We start from the raw sequence: 19,777 nt of genomic DNA on the forward strand, positions 1-19,777 counted from the left end.
CCCCCCCGACTCGGCCTACCAGCGGGTGGGGTCGGCGAAGGCGTCGCGCGCCGGAGGCAGGGCGTTGTAGAGCCGCATCGACGTGCGCGGCTCGTCCCCGTCGGCGCCGCCGCCGAAGAACGACACCACCGTCACCGACGCGGGGGTCAGCTCCATGCGGAAGACCGCGTCGAGCGGTGCGTTGACCGCGTGCGAGACCAGCGTCTTGATCGGCGTCACGTGGCTCACGACCACCACGGTCTTGCCCGCGTGATCGGCGAGGACCCGCTGGAGGCCGGCGAGGACCCGCTGCTCGACGATCCGGAACGACTCCCCGCCCTCGGGCGCCGCGTCGAGCGAGCCCAGCCAGGCGTCGAGCATCTCGGGGTGCGCCTTCGCGACCTCGCTGAAGGTCATCCCGTCCCAGATCCCGAACTCCATCTCCGCGAAGCCCGGCTCCTCCACGAGGCCCTTGCCCAGGACCTCCGCGACGATCTCCGCCGACTCCCGGGTCCGGCGTACGGGTGAGGCGATGACCACGGCGACCTTCTCCGCGATCGGTGCCAGCCACTCGGCCGTGGCGCGCACCTGGTCGCGACCCTCCTCGCTCAACGGCGGGTTGGCGCTCGCCAGGCCGCCGGAGAAGCGCTTCTCGACGGTGTGGGCGGTCACGCCGTGGCGCACCAGGATCAGGGTGGTCGGCTCGTGCGACGGCGCCGACCAGCCGCGCGCCTGGGTCTGCATCGAGGCGGGAGGATCGCCCGCCGCGGCCGCGGCCGGGCTCTCGATCTCCTCGATCAGCGAGTCCTCGTCGGCGACCGTGACGCCGTCGCGCACCCCGTCCATCGCCTCGTTGGCGAGCCGGTCGGCGTGCTTGTTCTGCTCCCGCGGGATCCAGGTGTACGACGTGCCCGCAGGCGCGAGCGCGGCCGCCTCCGCCGCGAGGGGCCGCATGTCGGGGTGCTTGATCTTCCAGCGACCCGACATCTGCTCGACGACGAGCTTGGAGTCCATGCGGACCTCGACCTCGGCGCCGGGGGCGTGGTCGCGCGCCAGGCGCAGGCCCGCGATCAGACCGCTGTACTCCGCGACGTTGTTGGTCGCCCGCCCGATCGTGCTGCCCTCCTCGGCAAGGACCCGGTCGGTGTCGGCCTCACGCAGGACCGCGCCGTAGCCGGCCGGTCCCGGGTTGCCGCGCGAGCCCCCGTCGGCCTCGATGACGACCCGGCGGACCGGCTCGGTCACAGCCCGGACTCGCCCGTGCGCACGAGGATGCGCGTGCACTCCTCGCAGCGGACCACCTCGTTGCTGGGCTTGGCGCGGATGATCGCGAGCTCGGCGTTGTCGATGGTCAGCTGGCAGCCGGTGCACCGGCGCTGGCGCAGCTCGGCCGCGCCGACACCACCCTTGCTGGTGCGCAGCCGCTCGTAGAGCGCGAGCAGGTCCTCGGGCATGCCCTCCAGCGCCGGCGCCCGCTTGGCCCCGACCTCGGCGAGCTCGGCGTCGATCGCGGCGGCCTTCTCGTCGCGCGCGGTGCTGAGCTCGACGAGGCGGGCCTCGGCCTCCTGCACCTGCCCGGTGAGGACACTCAGGCGTGCCTGTGCCTCCTCGAGCTGCTCCATGACCTCGATCTCCTCGTCCTCGAGCGTCGCGATGCGACGGTCGAGGGAGACCAGCTCGTGCTGCATGCGCTCGAGGTCCTTGGGGTGGGAGATCTGGCCTGAGTCCATGCGGTCGCGATCACGCGTGCGGCGGGTCCTGACCGTCTCGACGTCGGCGTCGGCCTTGGCCTGCGCCGCCGTCAGGTCGTCGACGACGATCTGGGCGTCGCGCATCTGGTCGACCAGCTCGCCGCGCGACTGCGTGAGCGCGGTGACGTCCGCGAGCTCGGGCAGGTGGGTGCGCTGGTGGCGCAGCTGGTCGACCTGGGCGTCGAGCGCCTGCACGTCGAGCAGCTTCAGTTGGGCGAACGGGTCGGCTTTCAGCGTGTGCTCCTCAGAGACGGAAGTTCCAGGGGTCGGTGGCGGTCGTGCTCACCCGGGTGGACACCGTATCGCCCAGGGCTGCGAGCACCCGAGCCTCCACCACCGGCAGCCAGGTCCACTCGGCCGCCCAGTGCGCCACGTCCACCAGCGCCGGACCCTCCTGCTCGAGGAACTCACCCGCCGGGTGGTGCCTGAGGTCGCTGGTGACGTAGACGTCGGCATCGGTGCGCAGCACGTCGCCGAGCAGGAAGTCACCGGCCCCGCCGCACACCGCCACCCGTCGTACGACGCGGTCGGGGTCACCCGCGACGCGCACCCCGTGGGCCGTCGTAGGCAGGGCCGTGGCCACTGTCTCGGCGAACGCGGCCAGCGTCGTCTCCGCCACCGTGCCGATGCGCCCGGTGCCGGTCGTGGTGTCCCCGTGGTCCGCGAGCTCGATGACGTCGTAGGCCGGCTCCTCGTAGGGGTGCACCTCGGTCAGGGCCGTGACGGCCCGGCGACGGAGGCCGCGTTCGATGACCACCTCCACCCGCTCCTCGGCCACGACCTCGGGCCGCCCGACGGTCCCGATGGCCGGCGTGGCACCGACCCTCGGTCGGAAGCGCCCCTTGCCCTCGCTCGAGAACGACGCGTGCTCGTAGTCGCCGATGCGGCCAGCGCCGATCGCGGCGAGGGCTTCCCGCACCGCCTGCGCGGCCTCGACGGGGACGAAGACGGTGAGCTTGTCGAGCGGGGTCGAGCCACCCGGCAGGATCGGCGCCAGGTCGGTCAGGCCGAGGGCGTGGGCCAGCGCCTCCGAGACGCCGCTGTCGGCTCGGTCGGCGTTGGTGTGGGCCGTGAGCAGCGCGCAGCCGCCCGCGACCAGCGTCGACAGGGTCCGGCCCTTGGGCGTCGTCGCGGCGAAACCGTGCACCGGCTTGAGGAAGAGCGGGTGGTGCACGACCAGCAGGTCGGCGCCCCACGCCACGGCTTCGCGGGCCACCTCGATCGTCGGGTCGACGGCGAACATCACCTTCGCGACCTCGGCCTCCGGCTCGCCGTGCACGAGACCGACGGCGTCCCAGGAGTCGGCGGTCCCCGGTGGGTACCACCCGTGCAGCAGGTCGACGACGTCCTTCAGCGCTGGCATGCCGGTGAGGGTAGCCGCCGGCCGGGACGAGCCGGACCGCCTGCTCAGTAGGCTCGGCCCATGCCCGTCGTCAAGATCAACGCCATCTCCGTCCCCCCGCACGCCAAGGACGAGCTCGAGAAGCGGTTCGCCGCGCGGGCGCACACCGTCGACGGCTCGCCGGGCTTCCTCGGCTTCCAGCTGCTCCGACCGGTCGCCGGCGAGGAGCGCTACTTCGTCGTCACCCAGTGGGAGGACGAGGCGTCGTTCGCCGCGTGGCGCGACGGCTCGGCGGCCGCGGCCCACGCCGGGGAGTCCGGTGAGCGCGCCAAGCCCGTCTCCAGCGGCGCGGACCTGCTGGAGTTCGAGGTCGTGCTCGACGTCAAGCCGGGCTGACGTCGCCGCCGGACGTCATGCGGGGCGAGGAGTCGACTCCTCGCCCCGCATGACGTTGCCCGGCCTCAGTTGACCTGGCGGTCGTAGCCCTCCCAGTAGGGGGCCCGCAGCTTGAACTTCTGCAGCTTGCCGGTCGCGGTGCGCGCCAGCTCCTCGCGGAACTCCACGGACGTCGGCGCCTTGTAGCCGGCCGCCTTGTCCTTGCACCACGCGATCAGCTCGGCCTCGGTCACCTGCTCCCCCGGCGCCAGCACGACGAGGGCCTTGATGGTCTCGCCCCACTTCTCGCTGGGGACGCCGATGACGGCGACCTCGGCCACCGCCGGGTGGGAGAAGAGGACGTCCTCCACCTCGATCGAGGAGACGTTCTCGCCGCCGGTGATGATGACGTCCTTCTTGCGGTCCTGGAGCGTGAGGTAGCCGTCGTCGCCGACGACCCCGCCGTCACCGGTGTGGAACCAGCCGCCGCGCAGCGCGGTCGCGCTCTCCTCCGGCTGCTCCCAGTAGCCCTCGAGCACCACGTTGGAGCGCGCGAGGACCTCACCGGCGCCCTCGGGCGACTCGTCGATCATCAGTCGTACGCCGAGGGCGGGTGCGCCGGCGCGGACGAGCTTCTGGGCGCGCTCCTCGGGCGGGAGGTCGTCCCACTCCGCACGGGTCCGGTTGATGGTGAGCAGCGGCGAGGTCTCGGTGAGGCCGTAGATCTGGATGAACTCCCAGCCGAGCTCCTCCTGCACGCGCACCACGGTCTTCGTGGGCGGCGGTGCACCGGCCATGATGATGCGGACCTTGTCGCGGCCCGGGATCTCGCCCTCCCAGTCCTGGGCGGCCTCGAGCACCGCGGCCGCGACCGCCGGGGCCGCGCACATGACGGTCACGCCGTGCTTCTCCACGCGGCGCAGGATCTCGGCGCCGTCGATCTTGCGGATGACGACCTGCTTGACGCCCAGGCCCGTCATCGCGAAGGGCATGCCCCACCCGTTGGCGTGGAACATCGGCAGCGTGTGGAGGTAGACGTCGCGGTCGGTCACCGCGGTGTGCATCGCGAAGGTGACCGCGTTGGTCCAGATGTTGCGGTGGGTGATCTGCACGCCCTTCGGGCGCGCGGTCGTGCCCGAGGTGTAGTTGATGCACGCGGTCGCGTTCTCGTCGGGCTCCCACGGGACCGGGTCGGGTCCCCCGTCCTCGGGAGCGGCGGCGTAGAGGTCGTCGTCGGCGCCGATGACGAAGCGGAACTCCGCCTTCACCCCGGCGAGCGCCTCGTCGAGCTCGGGGTCCACCACGAGCACCCGGGCACCGGAGTGCTCGACGATGTAGCTGACCTCGTCGGGACGCAGCCGGAAGTTGACCGGCACCAGGACCCGGCCGGAGCCGGCGACCCCGAAGAACGCGGTGAGCAGGCGCGAGCTGTTGTGGCTGACGAAGGCCACCCGCTCCCCTACACCGATGCCGAGCTCGTCGAGCTTGGCGGCCTGGCGACGCGCGAGGGCGCCGATCTCGGCATACGTGAGCCCGCCCTCCGCGTCGCCCAGGGGGCGGGCCGGCTGGTCGGGCTCGTCGACGGCGCCGATGCGGTCGCCATAGACCTGGACGGCTCGGTCGATGAAGTCGTTGACACTGAACGGGACGATCAATGAGGCCTCCTCTGTGACGGGTGCCACTGTAGTGAGGCCCACGTTGCCTCGCGGTTGCCCCCGCGGACCGATCGCCGAGCGGGATCTCCCGAGCGCCCAACGGTCATGCGAGGCCCGCATGAGAGTCCTCTCATCACGGTCTCACCCGAGACCCACGATCGAGGGCCAGGGTGACCCCATGAGCACGGTCGCGAAGTTCCTCGTCGGTCTGGCCCTGATCCTGCCCATGTCGGGCTACGTCGTCGGGTCGCTGGTCTCCTCCTCGGCCCGTGAGCCCGACCGGCGCGACCCGGTGATCGTCAACGACGTGCGGCAGCAGTCACCCGCCGACGACGCTCCTGCGCCGTCCCCGAGGCCCTCCCCCGGGCCTGGGCAGGGCAATGGCGCGAACGACGAGGGTGACGGCGATCAGGACGACGACCGAGACGTCGACCAGAATGGCATCACCGTCGTGAAGCCCGAGACCAACCGCCCGGGCGACGACGGTGGGGACGACCGGGACGACGACCGGGACGGCGACGACGACGGGGACGACGACCGCGATGACAGGACCGACACTGACGACGACTGAGCGCCACCGTCGGGGCGGCTCCTTCGCCCGCATCTCGGTCCGCACCCGCATCACCGCCGTCATCGCCCTGCTCAGCACCGCAGCCATGGCCGGCGCCGGCGTCCTGGTCTACACGCTGGAGTCCGCTCGCATCGAGCGCCAGACGAGCGAGCAGATCGACCAGGAGATCGCGGAGTTCCGTCGGCTGCAGGGAGGCGACGACCCCGAGACCGGGGAGGCGTTCACCGACGTCGGCCGACTGCTCGACCTCTTCCTGCGGCGCAACGTCCCGGACGACGACGAGATCCTGCTGGCCTACACGGGCGCCGACGACGAGCCCTCCCGCACGGTCAACCGCAACGCCGAGGAGTTCCTCACCGAGCCGGCCTACGAGGCGGCCGTCGCCGACCTCTTCGACCAGGGCGGCACCGAGGTCCTGGAGTCCGACGCGTTCGGCGAGGTCTGGGTGACGGTCCTGCCGGTGGTCAACGAGACCACGCAGGGGTCCCTGGTCATCGTGAGCTTCCTCGCCGACGAGCACGACGAGATCAACCAGACGATGCAGACCTACGCGATCGTCGCCCTGTTGTCCCTCGGGCTGCTGGTGCTGCTGGCGAGCACCCAGTCGGGTCGGCTCCTCGCACCCCTGCGCACCCTGCGTGAGACCGCCAGCGACATCACCGCGACCGACCTGTCCCGACGCATCCCCGAGCAGGGCAACGACGACATCACCGCGCTGACCCGCACCTTCAACGTGATGCTCGACCGGCTCGAGGGCGGCTTCATCACCCAGCGCCAGTTCCTCGACGACGCCGGGCACGAGCTCAAGACCCCGCTCACGGTCCTGCGCGGTCACCTCGAGCTGCTCGACGCCAGCAGCCCCGAGGACGTCGACGAGACCCGCGAGCTGCTCCTGGAGGAGGTCGACCGCATGGCCCGCCTCGTGGGTGACCTCATCCTGCTCGCCAAGACCAGCCGGCCGGACTTCGTCACCCCCGCCCCGACCGACGTCGCAGCCCTCACCGAGACCACCCTGTCCAAGGCGCGCGCCCTCGGTGAGCGCACCTGGGTCCTCGACGCGACCGCCGAGGTGAGGGCCGACCTGGACGAGCAACGCGTGACCCAGGCGCTCCTGCAGCTGTGCGACAACGCCGTCAAGCACACCGGCCCCGGCGACACGGTCGCCCTCGGGTCGTCGTACGACGAGGGCCGCGTGCGGCTCTGGGTCCGCGACACGGGACCCGGGGTGCCGGCCGCCGACCGCGAGCAGATCTTCGAGCGTTTCGGACGCAGCGTGGTCCCCGACGGCGACGAGGGGTTCGGGCTCGGCCTCTCCATCGTCCGCGCGATCGCCCTCGCCCACGGCGGCTCGGTCCGCGTCGAGGAGGCCGACCCTCCCGGTGCCCGCTTCGTCCTCTCCCTGCCCGCACGCACCGACGCGTCGGGCCCCGCCACCACGACCCAGACCATGGAGGTGCCCCTGTGGCCCGCATCCTGATCGTCGAGGACGAGGCGCGCATCGCGTCGTTCGTCTCCAAGGGCCTGCGGGCCGAGGGACACCAGACCGTCGTCGCGGGCGACGGGCACGAGGGCCTCGACCAGGCGCTCAGCGGCGACTTCGACCTGATGGTGCTCGACATCGGCCTGCCCGGCATCGACGGCTTCGAGGTGCTGGACCAGCTGCGCTCGCAGGGGTCACGGATGCCCGTGATCGTCCTGACGGCCCGGGACTCGGTCACCGACACCGTCTCGGCCCTCGAAGGAGGCGCCGACGACTACATGCCCAAGCCCTTCCGCTTCGCCGAGCTCATGGCCCGGGTGCGGCTCCGCCTACGCCAGTCCAACAGCGGCGACGGTGCCGGGGCGACGGACGCGCTGGAGGCGGGCGGGGTGCGGCTGGACCTGCGCACCCGGCGTGCGACGGTCGGCGACAAAGAGGTCGACCTGTCGGCCCGGGAGTTCGCGCTGGCCGAGATCTTCATGCTCAACCCCGGTCAGGTGCTCTCCCGCGAGCAGCTGCTCGACCACGTCTGGGGCTACGACTTCGACCCCGGGTCCAACGTCGTCGACGTCTACGTCGGCTACCTGCGCCGCAAGTTCGGCTCGGCGTCGATCGTGACGGTGCGCGGGATGGGCTACCGCTTCAGCGCTTGACCTTGAAGGTCAGCTGCGGCGCCGGCTGGGCAGCCATCGCCGGCTCCAGGGCCGCCGCGAGCTCGTGCGGCTCCGGGCGTGCGGCCGGGTCGGGCTCGAGGCACGCGTAGATGGTCTTCGCGACGTCGGCGGGCACCTTCGCGGGGAGCTCATAGGGCTTCTCGACGAGCTGGGGGAAGCGCGCCGCGAGGACCTCGGAGTCCCGGTCGCCGTCGTCGAACGCGCGATAGCCCGCGACCGCCTCGAACAGGGTGGCGCCGATGCCCCACACGTCGCTGGCATAGCCAGGGGGCCTGGAGCCGGTCGGGTCGCACTGCTCGGGCGACATGTAGAAGTCGGTGCCGATGGTGCCGGTGAGCTCGGCCGCGCGGTGTGCGGGACGGGCCACCGAGAGGTCGATGAGGCGCGCCGGGGCGCCCATGATGATGTTGCTGGGCTTGATGTCGAGGTGCACCACGTCCACGTGGCGGAAGTAGTGCAGCGCCGAGGCGATGTCGAGCGCCAGCGGCAGGTACTGCTGGGGTTGCAGCGGCCCGTAGCGCCTGATGAGCGACGACAGGCGCGGCCCGTCGATGTGCTCCAGCACCACGTGCGGGCGCTCCCCGTCGAGCTCGTGCCGCAGCCGCCGCACCACCACCGGGTGGTTGACCTGGTCCAGCGCAGCAACCTCCCGCTCGAGGCCACGCAGGGTGGCCTCGTCGTGGAGCTCGGTGGGCCGGACGACCTTGACGACCACGGGCGCGTAGGTGATCTCGTCGAAGGCGAGGTAGGCCTCGTAGGCCGATCCCCCGCCGAGCAGCCGCATCGCGGTCAGCTCGGGGGTGATCGCATCACCTTCGTGGAAGTGCCAGCGCTCGTCGTCGTGCTTCATGGTCGGCTCCGGTGTCGGTGGCGGTGCGGTCGGCGGTCGGTCACGTGTCGATCGGGGCAGGCAGACGTCAGCCGCGCGTGTTGTTGCGCGAGCGGTCGTTGGTCTGGTTCTGCGACCAGTCGACCTTGCGCTTGCCCGGGCCGTCGGTCGTCCAGTCGCGCTTCTGCTGGGAGTAGCTGTTGTCGCGTCCCGAGCGGCTGCCCGTGCGGCTGTTGTCGCGCGATCCCGTGTTGTCCCGGCCGGTCCGGGTGTTGTCGTCGCGGCTGCCGGTGTTGGAGGCAGCGCTGCGCGCGTTGCGGTCGACGGTGTCGTCGTCGTCATCGTCGCTGACGAGCACCACGTCCGGGGTGTCGTCGTCGCGCTTGAGGAGCTGGTCGCCGGCCGTGGCCGCGCTGAGCGGCAGCGCCAGGAGGCCGGTGGTGACGAGACCGGCCACACCGAGGGTGCCGACGCGGAGGGTGGTGATCTTCATGGTGGTTCCTATCGTCCGAGTGGTGTTCTGCTGACGAGGAAGACTCTGGCCGTCAGCCGTGAGCGCACCATGAGGTCGAGATGAGACCGCTCTCACCGAGCGACGCACCTCCGCCCCACCCCCACCTCCGGACGCGACGAGACCCCGACCCATCAGCTGGGTCGGGGTCTCGTCGTTCAGCGTGTCAGTGCGGCCAGTCCGCGGAGGCGACCTCTCCCCCACGGATCTCGACCACGAGGCGCACGTCGTTGCTGCCCTTCTCGAACAGCTCGTAGGTGCCCTCCACCAGCTCGGGGAACACCAGTGACGGCAGCTCCCCTCCCTCCACGGGCCGCCGGATGACGGCGACGTGGGGGCGGTGCCCGTGTCCGTGACCGTGCCCGTGTCCATGACCGTGGTCATGGTCGTGGGCGGTGTCGACCGGCTCCGCACCTTCCGGGGCGATCTCCACCTCGAGCCCGGCCATGTCGGCCGGCATCGTCACCACGAGGGCACCGATGTCACCCCCGATGTCCAGCATGACCGCCGAGCCTTGGCCGGCATGCGGGTTCTCCGGGGAGTCGAGCGGACGGGACGCGGGCTCGGTCACGACGCCTCGGTCGTCCCCGGCACGGTCTGGTAGCCACCACCGGGCAGCCCCAGGAACGGGAAGACGTTCGGCGGCTGCGGGTTCTCGTCCGACGTGCCGTCGGAGACGGCGTTGACCGCACCGTCGACCTCGTAGGACGGGTCCACCAGCGGGATCGTCAGACCGGCGACGGCGCGCAGCTCGATGGTCACGACGTCGTCACCCACCCGGCGGCCGTTGGGGAAGCCGGCAGCGTCACCGGCGACCAGGCCCAGCGGGTTCTGGTCGGCGGGCGCGGTCGGAGGCACCGCCAGGTTCAGGCGCAGCATGTCGGCCTGCACCGGACCCGTGAAGTTCTGGAAGCCGGGCACGACGCCCTCGGGGATCCCCGTCATGAGGATCGCGTTCAGGTCCGCACGCGGCTTGGTGTAGGCCGCGAGGTTCGGGAACGCACCCGGGTAGAGCGCCGGAAGGAGACCGGCGAGCTCGGGACGGTTGACGTACTTGGTGTACTTCGCGTCGTTGCTCGGCGGCGCGGCGTTCCACGAGTCCTTCTCGGCCATCGGGACGATGACCTCGTTGAACAGCGGGTTGCCCAGGCGCGAGACCTGCACGTAAGGACCGTTGTCGACGTACTTGCCGGCCTTGGAGTTGTAGACCCGACCCTTGCGGCGGCTCGCCGTGGCCCAGACGCCGATGACGGCCTTGGGGTCCATGACGTCGGTCGGTCGCACGTTGTTGCGGGTCAGCTCCCGGACCGGGACCTGCAGCGCGATCGTGTGCACGTTGTAGGACTGCACCGAGTTGACCCCACCCATGTTGGGCATGGAGATCAGGTGCGCCTCGTTGAGGGGACGCAGGGCTCCGAGGTCGAAGATGCTGCCCAGGTCGACGTGGAACGCGTCGGCTCGCTGGCCGGCGTAGACGTCGCGGGTGCCGCCCTTGAGCTTGTGGATCGCCTGCTTGGTGAGCTTGGCGAAGTCCGGCGTGCTGCGCACGCCGACGTTGACCGGTGGGCAGGGCAGGTTGCGACCGAGGACTTCCTTGCGGCCGTCCTTGATGCGGGTCACGGTGTAGTACTGCGGGCGGTTCCAGTTCGGCGAGTCGATGTCCTCGATCGGGCCGGTGTTGTAGAGGAAGGTCTTGGAGTTGCGGATCTTCGTCGTGAACTTGAACTGGTAGCGGATGTCCGAGGTCGCCTTGCCCTTGTTGGACACGTGGATCTCGTAGAGCACGTCGTCGCCGAACTCGTAGAAGTTCGGTCCGCCGTCCGGCTTCTGGAGCGGGATGAAGTTGGCGATGAGGACGGCCTTGGCCGGGTTGTTCGGGTTGACGAACGCATAGACGTCCGTGCCGTCAGCGACCGGGTCCTTGGAGATTTCCGGTGCTTCTCTGTGGGACGACATCTCTACTTGCCTCCTGCGGCGTTGAGGATCCGGGTGACGAGGTCGCGGTCGTTGATGACGACCTCACGCTCGCCGACGAGGAGCACGAGCTCGCTCCCGCGGTGGTTGTCGACGACGGCGACGACGCGCTCCTGCGCACGCCCCGCCTTGGGCTTGGCTTCTGCCGCACTGGCGCTCTTGGCCGTCAGCCCGACTGTGGTGGCTGCTGCTCCCGCGCCGGCAACTGCCAGCAACTTCCGTCTGCTCGTCTCGTTCATAGAACGCGCCTCCAGGCAATCCGTGGGTGCCTCGGGGTGAGGCACGCCACAGGGGGTTCGGCGCGGGGACGACAGCGGATTGGGGAATCCGGGACAGATCTTGGGGAGTTGACCTGGCTGGCTGGTGGTGGGCGCAGAGGGGATCGAACCCCCGACCACCTCGTTGTAAGCGAGGGGCTCTACCGCTGAGCTATACGCCCGTTGCTCGAAGCGGGCAGAACACTACGGGACGTCTGCCATGGCCCACCAACGCGTCCGGGACGCTGTCGGCGAAAGGTCCTGAAATGAGTCGAACCGCTGGCGTCTCGGGTCACCAGCGGTTCAACAAGCAGAACTCTAGACAAGGCCCCGGGAGTCGTCATCCCTGTCTCATCAAATAGGGGTGATCGGTCTAGGCCACCGCGGTCAGCTGACGCAGGTGCTCGTCGAGGTCACGCCCCTCGGGCATCGCGTTGTGCACGGCCCAGCGCACCAGTCCCTGCTTGTCGATGACGTACGACGACCTGTGCGGCGCCCCGGTCGTCTCGTCGAGGACGTCGTAGGCGCGCGACACCGCCCCGTGCGGCCAGAAGTCGCTGAGCAGCGGGAAGTTGAGCCCGTCCTGGTCGGCGAAGGCGCGCAGGGCGAACATCGGGTCGCAGGAGATCGCCAGGACCTCGGTGTCGAAGGTGAGGAAGTCCGCCAACCGGTCGCGGATGCCGGCCATCTCGCCGGTGCACACGCCGGAGAACGCGTAGGGGTAGAAGAAGATCGCCACGGCCTTCGACCCGCGGTAGGACGACAACGTCACGTCCTGGCCGAACTGGTCGCGCAACGTGAAGTCGGGGGCGAGCCCGCCGAGCTCCAAGCCGGTCACTCCTCACCGCTGTCGATCGGGGCGTCGCTCTTGGCCAGCTCGCGCTTGAGCACCTTGCCGGTGGCGTTGCGCGGGAGCTCGTCGAGGACGACGATCTCGCGCGGCACCTTGTAGCGGGCGAGGTTCTGCTTGACCCACGCCTTGAGGTCGTCCTCGGTCACCGAGGTGTCGTCCAGCACGACGAAAGCACGCAGGCGCTTGCCGTAGTCGGCGTCGTCCACGCCCACGGCGGCCGCCTCGACGACCGCGGTGTGGCGCGCGAGGCAGTCCTCGACCTCCTTGGGGAAGACGTTCTCCCCGCCGGACACAATCATCTCGTCGTCGCGGCCCTCGACGTAGAGGCGGCCGTCCTCACCGAAGCGGCCCACGTCGCCCGACGACATCAGGCCGTCGATCATCTCCTTGTGACCGCCACCGGTGTAGCCCTCGAAGAGCAGGCTGTTGCCGACGAAGATCCGCCCCGACTCCCCTGCCGGGACCTCGCGCCCCTCGGGGTCGAAGATCTTCACCACGGTGGCGTACGGCGGCCGGCCGGCCGAGGAGGGCGCCTCACGGAGGTCCTCGGGCGTCGCGATCGAGGCGTAGGCGACCTCGGTCGAGCCGTAGATGTTGTAGAGGTTGTCGCCGAAGTGGTCCATCCAGTCAAGGGCCAGGTCGCCGGGCAGGGCCGACCCCGACGCCGCGACCACCTTGACGTGGGACAGGTCGTAGGCGGCCAGGGTCTTCTCGGGCAGCGCCATGATCCGCTGGAGCATCACCGGGATGACGACCATCGAGTCGCAGCGCTCGGTGACCGCGGCGCGCAGCGCCTCCTCGGGGTCGAACTTGCGGCGCAGCACGACCGTCGAGCCGAGCAGCATCGCGAGGGCCATGTGGGCGAAGCCCCAGGTGTGGAAGAGCGGCGCAGCGATGTGGGTCCGCCAGCCGTGGCGCAACGGCATCCGTGAGAGGAGGGCGACGGCAGCGTCGATCCCGGCCTCGTTGCGCGGCGCACCCTTGGGCGTCCCGGTGGTGCCCGAGGTCAGGATCACGATGCGCGTGTGCCGTCCAGGCGGGTCGAGGTCGGCGGTGGACTGACCCGCGATGAGCTGCTCGATCGTCGAGGTCGTCAGGTCGTCGCTGTCGACCCAGGCCACGACACGGTGCTCGATGGTCGCGCCCGAGAGCAGCTCGGTGAACTCCTCGTCGTGGATCACCACGACCGGCTTCTCCCGCTCGAGGACGTCGGCGAGCTGGGGGCCGGCGAAGGCGGTGTTGAGGTAGAGCAGGTCGGCGCCGAGCTTCGCCACGGCGATGCTCGCATCCACGAAGCCACGGTGGTTGCGGCACATGACGGCCACGCCGTCGCCCTCGGTCACCCCCTGCGCGCGGAGCGCACGGGCCAGTGCGTTGGACCGCTCGTGCATCTCGCCGAAGGTGAGGGCGCCGAGCTCGTCGATCAGACCGACCTGGCGGGGCGCCCGCAGCGCGAGCGAGGCGAACCCACCGGCCGGGCCCGTGCCCCAGCTCAGGACGGTCCGTGCGAGCCCGACGAGGACGACCGGCGAGTAGGGCCGGATGATGCCGGACTGCCCGAGCACCTTGGCAGTGACCCCGAGTGCCGAGGCGCGGGTGGAGAGCTTCTGGAGCACGGGGTCGTCCTTGACGTCGGGAGGGGGTGGTCGGTGGGCCGAGCCGGGGTCAGGCCGGCGTCTTGGGCGCCACCAGGCGTGTGGCTGCCCAGTCCTTGCTGACCGCGGCCGTGGTCGTCTGGGCGAGGCCCGCGACCGGTGCCGCCTCGGCGACGTCAGCGGCATCGACGGCGTTGGGGCGACCGATCTTCGGGGTCAGCAGCCAGATCACGCCTCCACCGACCAGGTCGGTGAGCGAGTCGACGAGCCCGTCGACCAGGTCGCCGTCCTCCTTGCGCCACCACAGCAGCACGGCGTCCACGACGTTGCCGTAGTCACCGTCCACCATGTCCGCGTCGATGGCGTCCTCGATCGCGACCCTGAGGTCGTCGTCGGTGTCGTTGTCCCAGCCGAGCTCCTGGATGACCATGCCCGGCTTGAAGCCGAGCCTTTCGGCGGGTCCGGTGACAGATCCTGTCTGGGTGGACCCGCCACCCGCGGTCGAGCTCACTGGTTCCTCCAGTCGTGGTGCGAGATATCCCGCCGTCAGGCGGGTTGGTGTGGGGAGTAGTCCACCGGAGTTGTGCCACCCGCGCAACCTCCCGTGCCCGGTTGTGCACCCAGTGGACCGCTCGTGCACCGTACGCGGCGCCCCGCCGGACCGTCGCGTGGGACTACCCGTCAGTAAATTTCACGGGGTTCTCCCGCGTGCGACGATGGGTGGGTGACCGAAGAAACACCCTCCACTTCAGGCACCCGTCCAGGCACCGTCACCTCCGTGATCCACGAGGGACTGCCGACCCAGCTGCCCGACATCGACCCCGACGAGACCTCCGACTGGCTGGCGTCCTTCGACGACCTGGTCTCGGAGCGCGGCCGCGAACGCGCCCGCTACGTCATGCTGCGACTGCTCGAGAGGGCCCGCGAGAGCAACGTGGGCGTGCCCGCGCTGCGCAGCACCGACTACATCAACACCATCCCGCCCGAGCGCGAGCCGTGGTTCCCGGGCGACCTCGAGGTGGAGCGGCGCATCCGTGCCTTCCTCCGCTGGAACGCCGCGATCATGGTGTCGAGCGCCAACCGCAAGGGCCTGGAGGTCGGCGGCCACATCGCCACCTACCAGTCCTCGGCCAGCCTCTACGAGGTCGGCTTCAACCACTTCTTCCGCGGCAAGGACCACCCCGGTGGCGGCGACCAGATCTACATCCAGGGCCACGGCTCCCCGGGGGTCTACGCGCGCGCCTACCTCGAGGGTCGCCTGAGCGAGGAGCAGCTCTACCGCTTCCGTCAGGAGGTCCAGCACGGGGCCGGCAAGGGCCTGCCCTCCTACCCGCACCCCCGACTCATGCCGGACTTCTGGGAGTTCCCCACGGTGTCCATGGGCCTCACCGGCATCAACTCCATCTACCAGGCGCGCTTCAACCGCTACCTCGCCAACCGCGGCATCAAGGACACCAGCGAGCAGCACGTCTGGGCCTTCCTCGGTGACGGCGAGATGGCCGAGCCCGAGTCGCTCGGGGCGATCCGCATCGCCGCCCGCGAGGAGCTCGACAACCTGACGTGGGTCATCAACTGCAACCTCCAGCAGCTCGACGGCCCGGTCACCGGCAACGGCAAGATCATCCAGGAGCTCGAGGCCAACTTCCGCGGCGCCGGGTGGAACGTCATCAAGGTCGTGTGGGGCCAGGAGTGGGACCCGCTGCTCGCGCGCGACGTCGACGGCGTGCTGGTCAACAAGATGAACACCACCCCCGACGGCGCCTTCCAGACCTACTCCACCGAGGACGGCGGCTACATCCGCGAGAACTTCTTCGGCGGAGACCCGCGCCTGCGCAAGATGGTCGAGCACATGAGCGACCAGCAGATCGTCAAGCTGCCCCGCGGTGGTCACGACTACCGCAAGGTCTACGCAGCCTTCGACGCGGCCAGCAAGCACGTCGGGCAGCCGACCGTGATCCTCGCCAAGACGATCAAGGGCTGGACCATCGACGGGCTGGAGGGCAAGAACGCCAGCCACCAGATGAAGAAGCTCACGCCCGACGACCTCAAGAAGTTCCGCGACCGGCTCTACCTGCCGATCTCCGACCGCGACCTCGAGCGTTCCTACGAGGAGACCGGCGCCGCGCCGTTCTTCCACCCCGGCAAGGACGCCCCCGAGATCGAGTACATGATGGAGCGCCGCCAGGCGCTCGGCGGCTCGGTGCCACGACGGGTGCTGCGCGCCAAGGGCCTCACGCTCCCGGCCGACAAGGTCTACTCCGAGCTCAAGCAGGGCGGTGGCAAGCACTCGGTGGCCACCACGATGGCCGTCGTCCGGTTGCTCAAGGACTGGATGAAGGACCCCGAGATCGGCAACCGCATCGTGCCGATCGCCCCTGACGAGTACCGCACCTTCGGCATGGACGCGATGTTCCCGTCCGCGAAGGTCTACAACCCCGGCGGTCAGCAGTACGACTCGGTGGACCGCAACATGTTGCTCTCCTACAAGGAGTCCAAGCAGGGCCAGATGCTCCACGAGGGCATCTCCGAGGCCGGCGCGATGGCGTCGGCGACCGCGGCGGGCTCGGCCTACTCCACGCACGGCGAGCACATGATCCCGTTCTACATCTTCTACTCGATGTTCGGGTTCCAGCGCACGGGTGACTCGATCTGGGCCATGGCCGACCAGCTGGCCCGCGGCTTCCTGGTCGGGGCCACAGCCGGCCGCACGACGCTGACGGGCGAGGGGCTCCAGCACGCCGACGGCCACTCACCCCTGATCGCGGCGACCAACCCGGCGGTCGTGCACTACGACCCCGCGTTCGCCTACGAGGTCGCGCACATCATGCAGTCGGGCCTCGAGCGGATGTACGGCGAGAACGCCGAGGACGTCATCTTCTACCTCACCGTCTACAACGAGCCGGTCCACCAGCCGGCCGAGCCGGAGGGCGTGGACGCCGAGGGCATCCTGCGCGGCATCCACCAGGTCGCGCAGACCGAGGGTGACGGTCCACGGGTCCAGCTGCTCGCCTCCGGCGTCGGCTTCCCGTGGGTGACCAAGGCCGCCCAGCTGCTCCGCGAGGAGTGGGGCGTCCAGGCCGACACCTGGTCGGTCACCTCGTGGAACGAGCTGGCCCGCGACGCCATCCAGGCCGAGGAGTGGAACCTCCTCAACCCGGGCGAGGAGCCGCGCCGCGCCTACGTCAGCGACAAGCTCGCGGACGCTCGCGGTCCCGTCGTCGCGGTCTCGGACTACATGTGCGCCGTGCCGCTGCAGATCGCGCGCTGGGTGCCTGGTGACTACCGCGTGCTCGGCGCCGACGGGTTCGGCTTCGCCGACACCCGCCCCGCCGCGCGCCGGTTCTTCCACATCGACGCGGAGTCGGTCGTCGTCCAGGCCCTCCAGGCCCTGGCCGACGCCGGTGAGATCGACCGCGACCAGGTCGTGAAGGCGTTCGAGAAGTACCGCATCGACGACCCGACGGCCGTGGCCGGGGTCAAGCAGGAGGGCGGCGACGCCTAGCTGCCCCTCGGCCTCGGGGCCGGCAGCAGCACGACGAAGGGCGGTGACCGCGAGGTCACCGCCCTTCGTCGTCAGCGCCGTCAGGCGCTGGTGATGCTCGTGACCGTCGCGACGGGGCTGATGGGACCCACCTGCCCGTTGCGCAGGAGGTTGCGCCACTTGGCCCGGCTGTAGGTGGCGGGCTGCGTCGAGCGGATGAACTCGTGCAGGATCTTGGCGAAGCGCTGCGGGTGGTCCTTGTGGGGGAAGTGTCCCGCGTTGGGGATGACCTCGATGCGGGCCAGCGGCGCCAGGGCAGCCGCGTTGCTCGCGTGGCGCACGGGGATGACCTTGTCGTCGCGACCCCAGACCACGGACATCGGCATGGCGTCGGTGAGGTAGGCACGGTCCGCCATCGTGACGATCTGGCCCTTCCAGTCGACCACGGCCCGCACGACGTGCCGGATGGCGTGCCTGGCGTCGGGGTCCTTGAAGGTGTCGAAGATGTCGGCGACCTCGGCGAGGTCTCGCGTCGACTTCCACCCGGTGCCCGACAGCGCCCTCATGCCGGCGATCCCGACGTGACGCACCCCGGGGGCGGTGAGGACACTCATCACCTGGTGGTAGCCCGGCGTGGTGATCGCCCGGATGATCGGGGTGACCTCGGGACCGAGGCCACCGGAGGCCACCAGCATCATCCGCTCGGTCCGCTCGGGGAACTGGTAGGCGAACTGCATCGCCACTCCCCCGCCGAAGCTGTGCCCCACGACGGTGACCTTGTCGATGCCCAGCACCGTCAGGAGGTCGCGCATGCCGTTGGCGTAGCCCCCGACGCTGTAGTCGGCGCGCGGCTTGTCCGAGCGGCCGTGGCCCAGCAGGTCGGGTGCGATGACCGTGTAGCGCTTGGCGAGGGTGTCGATGATGGGGGTCCACGTCGTGTGGTCACACCCCAGCCCGTGCAGCAGGAGCACGGCCGGCCCTTGCCCCACCTTGACGAACGCGCGCCGGTGCCCGTGGATCGTGAGGTACTGCACGTCGTGCTGCGACTCCGTCACGGAGGCCTCCTGTCACCGGCAAGTCCGAGGATTCAACCAGAGGTCACCCTCCGTTGGCACGAGGACCATCCACATGTCGAGGACTTCCCTTGCCCCACGGGCCACAACTGGCCGTTCGGGTGACGCTCCCGCCACTAGGACTAGGCTCGCAGGGTGCCCCGCAGATCGCCCGCCGATCCCCGCCGCCGGGCGGCGATGGCGCTTCAGCGCTCCTCCGGGACCCTCAGCACGGCCGCCATGGCACGCATGGAGGCCGACATGCCGTGGTTCCGCGAGCTCAGCGCCCAGGACCGCTCGTGGGTCGGCCTGATCGTGCAGGCCGGCATCAAGAGCTTCCTCGACTGGTACCGCTCCGACGTCGACGTCAGCGACGCCGAGGGACCGGCGCTCGCCGCCTCCATCTTCGGCGCCGCGCCACGGGCGCTCGCCGGCGTGATCACCCTGCAGCAGACCGTCGACCTGGTCCGGCTGTCGATCGAGGTGGTGGAGACCAACATCGACAGCATCCTCGACCCCGAGGACGCACCGGCCGTCCATGCCGCCGTCCTCCGCTACGCGCGGGAGGTCGCGTTCGCCACCGCCGAGGTCTACGCCAAGGCCGCCGAGTCGCGCGGAGCCTGGGACGCGCGCCTCGAGGCACTGGTGGTCGACTCGGTGCTGAGGGCCGAGACCGACGAGTCCGTGCTCTCCCGGGCCAGTGCCGTCGGCTGGGGCGCCCGCGGCCAGGTCGCCGTCGTCCTCGCGACCATGCCGGAGCGACGCAACGAGACCGACCTCTTCGACGCCGTACGACGGGCAGCGCGCGAGGCCGGCATGGATGCGCTCTGCGCGGTGCAGGGCGACCGCCTGGTGGTGCTGCTCGGAGGCGTGGAGGACGAGGCGGCCGCTGCCGCACCCCTGGTCGAGCTGGTGGCGGACGGGCCGGTGGTGGTCGGGCCCGTCACCGAGGACCTCGGGCACGCCCACCTCTCCGCGCGCGCCGCGCTCTCGGCCTACCGCGCCGCCTCCGGCTGGCCCGAGGCGCCGCGCCCGGTGCGGTCCAGCGACCTCCTGCCGGAGCGGGCCCTGGCGGGCGACGGGCATGCCCGACGCCACCTCGTGGAGGAGATCTACCTCCCGCTGCACCAGGCCCGCGGGACGCTCATCGAGACCCTGGCCGCCTACTTCGCGACGGGGTCCTCGTTGGAGGCGACCGCGCGGGCGCTCTTCGTGCACGCCAACACCGTGCGCTACCGGCTGCGGCAGGTCGCGGAGGCGACGGGGTTCTCCCCCTCCCAGCCCCGCGACGCGCTGACCCTCCAGATCGCGCTGGTCCTCGGCCGCCAGTCCGGGCGTGACTTGTAGGAACCCTACAAAGAATCGCCGGTCAGATTCGTCTGCGTCGGACGCGATCCC

General features: G+C 70.5%; 19 protein-coding genes and 1 tRNA gene. 6 read left to right on the plus strand and 14 right to left on the minus strand.

The window, feature by feature from the left end:
• Positions 1–15 precede the first annotated feature (15 nt).
• The 3 genes from AAG827_RS16170 to AAG827_RS16180 are packed head-to-tail and all read right to left on the minus strand — an operon-like array spanning position 16 to position 3,093.
• Entirely contained in the window at positions 16–1,224 is a 1,209-nt protein-coding gene (locus AAG827_RS16170) for a bifunctional RNase H/acid phosphatase (RefSeq protein ID WP_341927192.1), read from the minus strand.
• Positions 1,221–1,925, minus strand: coding sequence for a C4-type zinc ribbon domain-containing protein (locus AAG827_RS16175; protein ID WP_341927193.1), 705 nt, complete (start codon positions 1,923–1,925; stop codon positions 1,221–1,223). Before AAG827_RS16175 ends, AAG827_RS16170 begins: the two co-directional genes overlap by 4 nt.
• 49 nt (positions 1,926–1,974) lie before the next feature.
• Entirely contained in the window at positions 1,975–3,093 is a 1,119-nt protein-coding gene (locus tag AAG827_RS16180) for a Nif3-like dinuclear metal center hexameric protein (RefSeq protein ID WP_341927194.1), read from the minus strand.
• Positions 3,094–3,153: 60 nt separating this feature from the next.
• Between AAG827_RS16180 and AAG827_RS16185 the strand changes: the two genes are divergently transcribed.
• Positions 3,154–3,468: an antibiotic biosynthesis monooxygenase gene (locus AAG827_RS16185; RefSeq protein ID WP_341927195.1), complete on the plus strand. Its 315-nt coding sequence runs from the start codon at positions 3,154–3,156 to the stop codon at positions 3,466–3,468.
• A 65-nt stretch (positions 3,469–3,533) separates the two neighbouring features.
• Here AAG827_RS16185 and AAG827_RS16190 read toward each other — a convergent pair whose 3' ends face one another.
• The gene (locus tag AAG827_RS16190; protein WP_341927196.1) at positions 3,534–5,102 is read right to left on the minus strand and encodes an AMP-binding protein; all 1,569 of its coding nucleotides are present in this window, start codon (positions 5,100–5,102) and stop codon (positions 3,534–3,536) included.
• Positions 5,103–5,280: 178 nt separating this feature from the next.
• On the opposite strand from AAG827_RS16190, the gene AAG827_RS16195 reads away from it, so the two are divergent.
• From AAG827_RS16195 to AAG827_RS16205, 3 genes are read left to right on the plus strand one after another with little or no spacing between them, the layout of a single operon-like run.
• On the plus strand, positions 5,281–5,673 hold the full coding sequence (locus AAG827_RS16195) for a hypothetical protein (RefSeq protein ID WP_341927198.1): 393 nt from the start codon (positions 5,281–5,283) through the stop codon (positions 5,671–5,673).
• On the plus strand, positions 5,645–7,150 hold the full coding sequence (locus AAG827_RS16200) for an ATP-binding protein (RefSeq protein WP_341927199.1): 1,506 nt from the start codon (positions 5,645–5,647) through the stop codon (positions 7,148–7,150). Before AAG827_RS16195 ends, AAG827_RS16200 begins: the two co-directional genes overlap by 29 nt.
• Positions 7,135–7,806, plus strand: a complete 672-nt coding sequence (locus tag AAG827_RS16205) for a response regulator transcription factor (protein WP_341927200.1) — start codon at positions 7,135–7,137, stop codon at positions 7,804–7,806. Before AAG827_RS16200 ends, AAG827_RS16205 begins: the two co-directional genes overlap by 16 nt.
• Here the strand turns inward: AAG827_RS16205 and AAG827_RS16210 are convergent.
• The 9 genes from AAG827_RS16210 to AAG827_RS16250 form a co-directional block, all read right to left on the minus strand.
• Positions 7,796–8,677, minus strand: a complete 882-nt coding sequence (locus tag AAG827_RS16210) for a serine/threonine-protein kinase (RefSeq protein ID WP_341927202.1) — start codon at positions 8,675–8,677, stop codon at positions 7,796–7,798. The genes AAG827_RS16205 and AAG827_RS16210 overlap by 11 nt on opposite strands.
• A 67-nt stretch (positions 8,678–8,744) precedes the next feature.
• Positions 8,745–9,149: a hypothetical protein gene (locus AAG827_RS16215; RefSeq protein WP_341927203.1), complete on the minus strand. Its 405-nt coding sequence runs from the start codon at positions 9,147–9,149 to the stop codon at positions 8,745–8,747.
• Between the two features lie 184 nt (positions 9,150–9,333).
• Positions 9,334–9,738: a hypothetical protein gene (locus tag AAG827_RS16220; RefSeq protein WP_341927205.1), complete on the minus strand. Its 405-nt coding sequence runs from the start codon at positions 9,736–9,738 to the stop codon at positions 9,334–9,336.
• Positions 9,735–11,123: a DUF4331 domain-containing protein gene (locus AAG827_RS16225; protein WP_341927206.1), complete on the minus strand. Its 1,389-nt coding sequence runs from the start codon at positions 11,121–11,123 to the stop codon at positions 9,735–9,737. The genes AAG827_RS16220 and AAG827_RS16225 overlap by 4 nt, the downstream gene beginning before the upstream one ends.
• 2 nt (positions 11,124–11,125) lie before the next feature.
• On the minus strand, positions 11,126–11,380 hold the full coding sequence (locus tag AAG827_RS16230; protein WP_309649783.1) for a hypothetical protein: 255 nt from the start codon (positions 11,378–11,380) through the stop codon (positions 11,126–11,128).
• A 125-nt stretch (positions 11,381–11,505) separates the two neighbouring features.
• Positions 11,506–11,580 (minus strand) — tRNA-Val (locus tag AAG827_RS16235).
• Between the two features lie 191 nt (positions 11,581–11,771).
• Positions 11,772–12,236: a peroxiredoxin gene (locus AAG827_RS16240; RefSeq protein ID WP_341927208.1), complete on the minus strand. Its 465-nt coding sequence runs from the start codon at positions 12,234–12,236 to the stop codon at positions 11,772–11,774.
• Complete coding sequence (locus AAG827_RS16245; RefSeq protein ID WP_341927210.1) at positions 12,233–13,867, minus strand: AMP-binding protein; 1,635 nt, start codon at positions 13,865–13,867, stop codon at positions 12,233–12,235. The genes AAG827_RS16240 and AAG827_RS16245 overlap by 4 nt, the downstream gene beginning before the upstream one ends.
• Before the next feature lie 49 nt (positions 13,868–13,916).
• Complete coding sequence (locus AAG827_RS16250) at positions 13,917–14,357, minus strand: DUF3052 domain-containing protein (RefSeq protein ID WP_341927212.1); 441 nt, start codon at positions 14,355–14,357, stop codon at positions 13,917–13,919.
• Between the two features lie 267 nt (positions 14,358–14,624).
• Here AAG827_RS16250 and aceE point away from each other — a divergent pair, with 267 nt between their 5' ends.
• Positions 14,625–17,348, plus strand: a complete 2,724-nt coding sequence (gene aceE / locus AAG827_RS16255) for a pyruvate dehydrogenase (acetyl-transferring), homodimeric type (RefSeq protein WP_341927214.1) — start codon at positions 14,625–14,627, stop codon at positions 17,346–17,348.
• Between the two features lie 80 nt (positions 17,349–17,428).
• Here aceE and AAG827_RS16260 read toward each other — a convergent pair whose 3' ends face one another.
• The gene (locus tag AAG827_RS16260; protein ID WP_341927215.1) at positions 17,429–18,382 is read right to left on the minus strand and encodes an alpha/beta fold hydrolase; all 954 of its coding nucleotides are present in this window, start codon (positions 18,380–18,382) and stop codon (positions 17,429–17,431) included.
• Between the two features lie 153 nt (positions 18,383–18,535).
• Between AAG827_RS16260 and AAG827_RS16265 the strand changes: the two genes are divergently transcribed.
• Complete coding sequence (locus AAG827_RS16265; protein WP_341927216.1) at positions 18,536–19,726, plus strand: helix-turn-helix domain-containing protein; 1,191 nt, start codon at positions 18,536–18,538, stop codon at positions 19,724–19,726.
• The last annotated feature ends 51 nt before the right edge of the window (positions 19,727–19,777 follow it).

Origin of the sequence: Nocardioides psychrotolerans (assembly GCF_943371775.1) — a bacterium.
Lineage (GTDB): Bacteria > Actinomycetota > Actinomycetes > Propionibacteriales > Nocardioidaceae > Nocardioides > Nocardioides psychrotolerans_A.

Coding starts and splice junctions, on each gene's coding strand:
- AAG827_RS16180 (WP_341927194.1), bottom strand. CDS start 3,093: ATGCCAGCGCTGAAGGACGTCGTCGACCTGCTGCACGGGTGGTACCCA.
- AAG827_RS16185 (WP_341927195.1), top strand. CDS start 3,154: ATGCCCGTCGTCAAGATCAACGCCATCTCCGTCCCCCCGCACGCCAAG.
- AAG827_RS16195 (WP_341927198.1), top strand. CDS start 5,281: ATGAGCACGGTCGCGAAGTTCCTCGTCGGTCTGGCCCTGATCCTGCCC.
- AAG827_RS16200 (WP_341927199.1), top strand. CDS start 5,645: ATGACAGGACCGACACTGACGACGACTGAGCGCCACCGTCGGGGCGGC.
- AAG827_RS16210 (WP_341927202.1), bottom strand. CDS start 8,677: ATGAAGCACGACGACGAGCGCTGGCACTTCCACGAAGGTGATGCGATC.
- AAG827_RS16215 (WP_341927203.1), bottom strand. CDS start 9,149: ATGAAGATCACCACCCTCCGCGTCGGCACCCTCGGTGTGGCCGGTCTC.
- AAG827_RS16225 (WP_341927206.1), bottom strand. CDS start 11,123: ATGTCGTCCCACAGAGAAGCACCGGAAATCTCCAAGGACCCGGTCGCT.
- AAG827_RS16230 (WP_309649783.1), bottom strand. CDS start 11,380: ATGAACGAGACGAGCAGACGGAAGTTGCTGGCAGTTGCCGGCGCGGGA.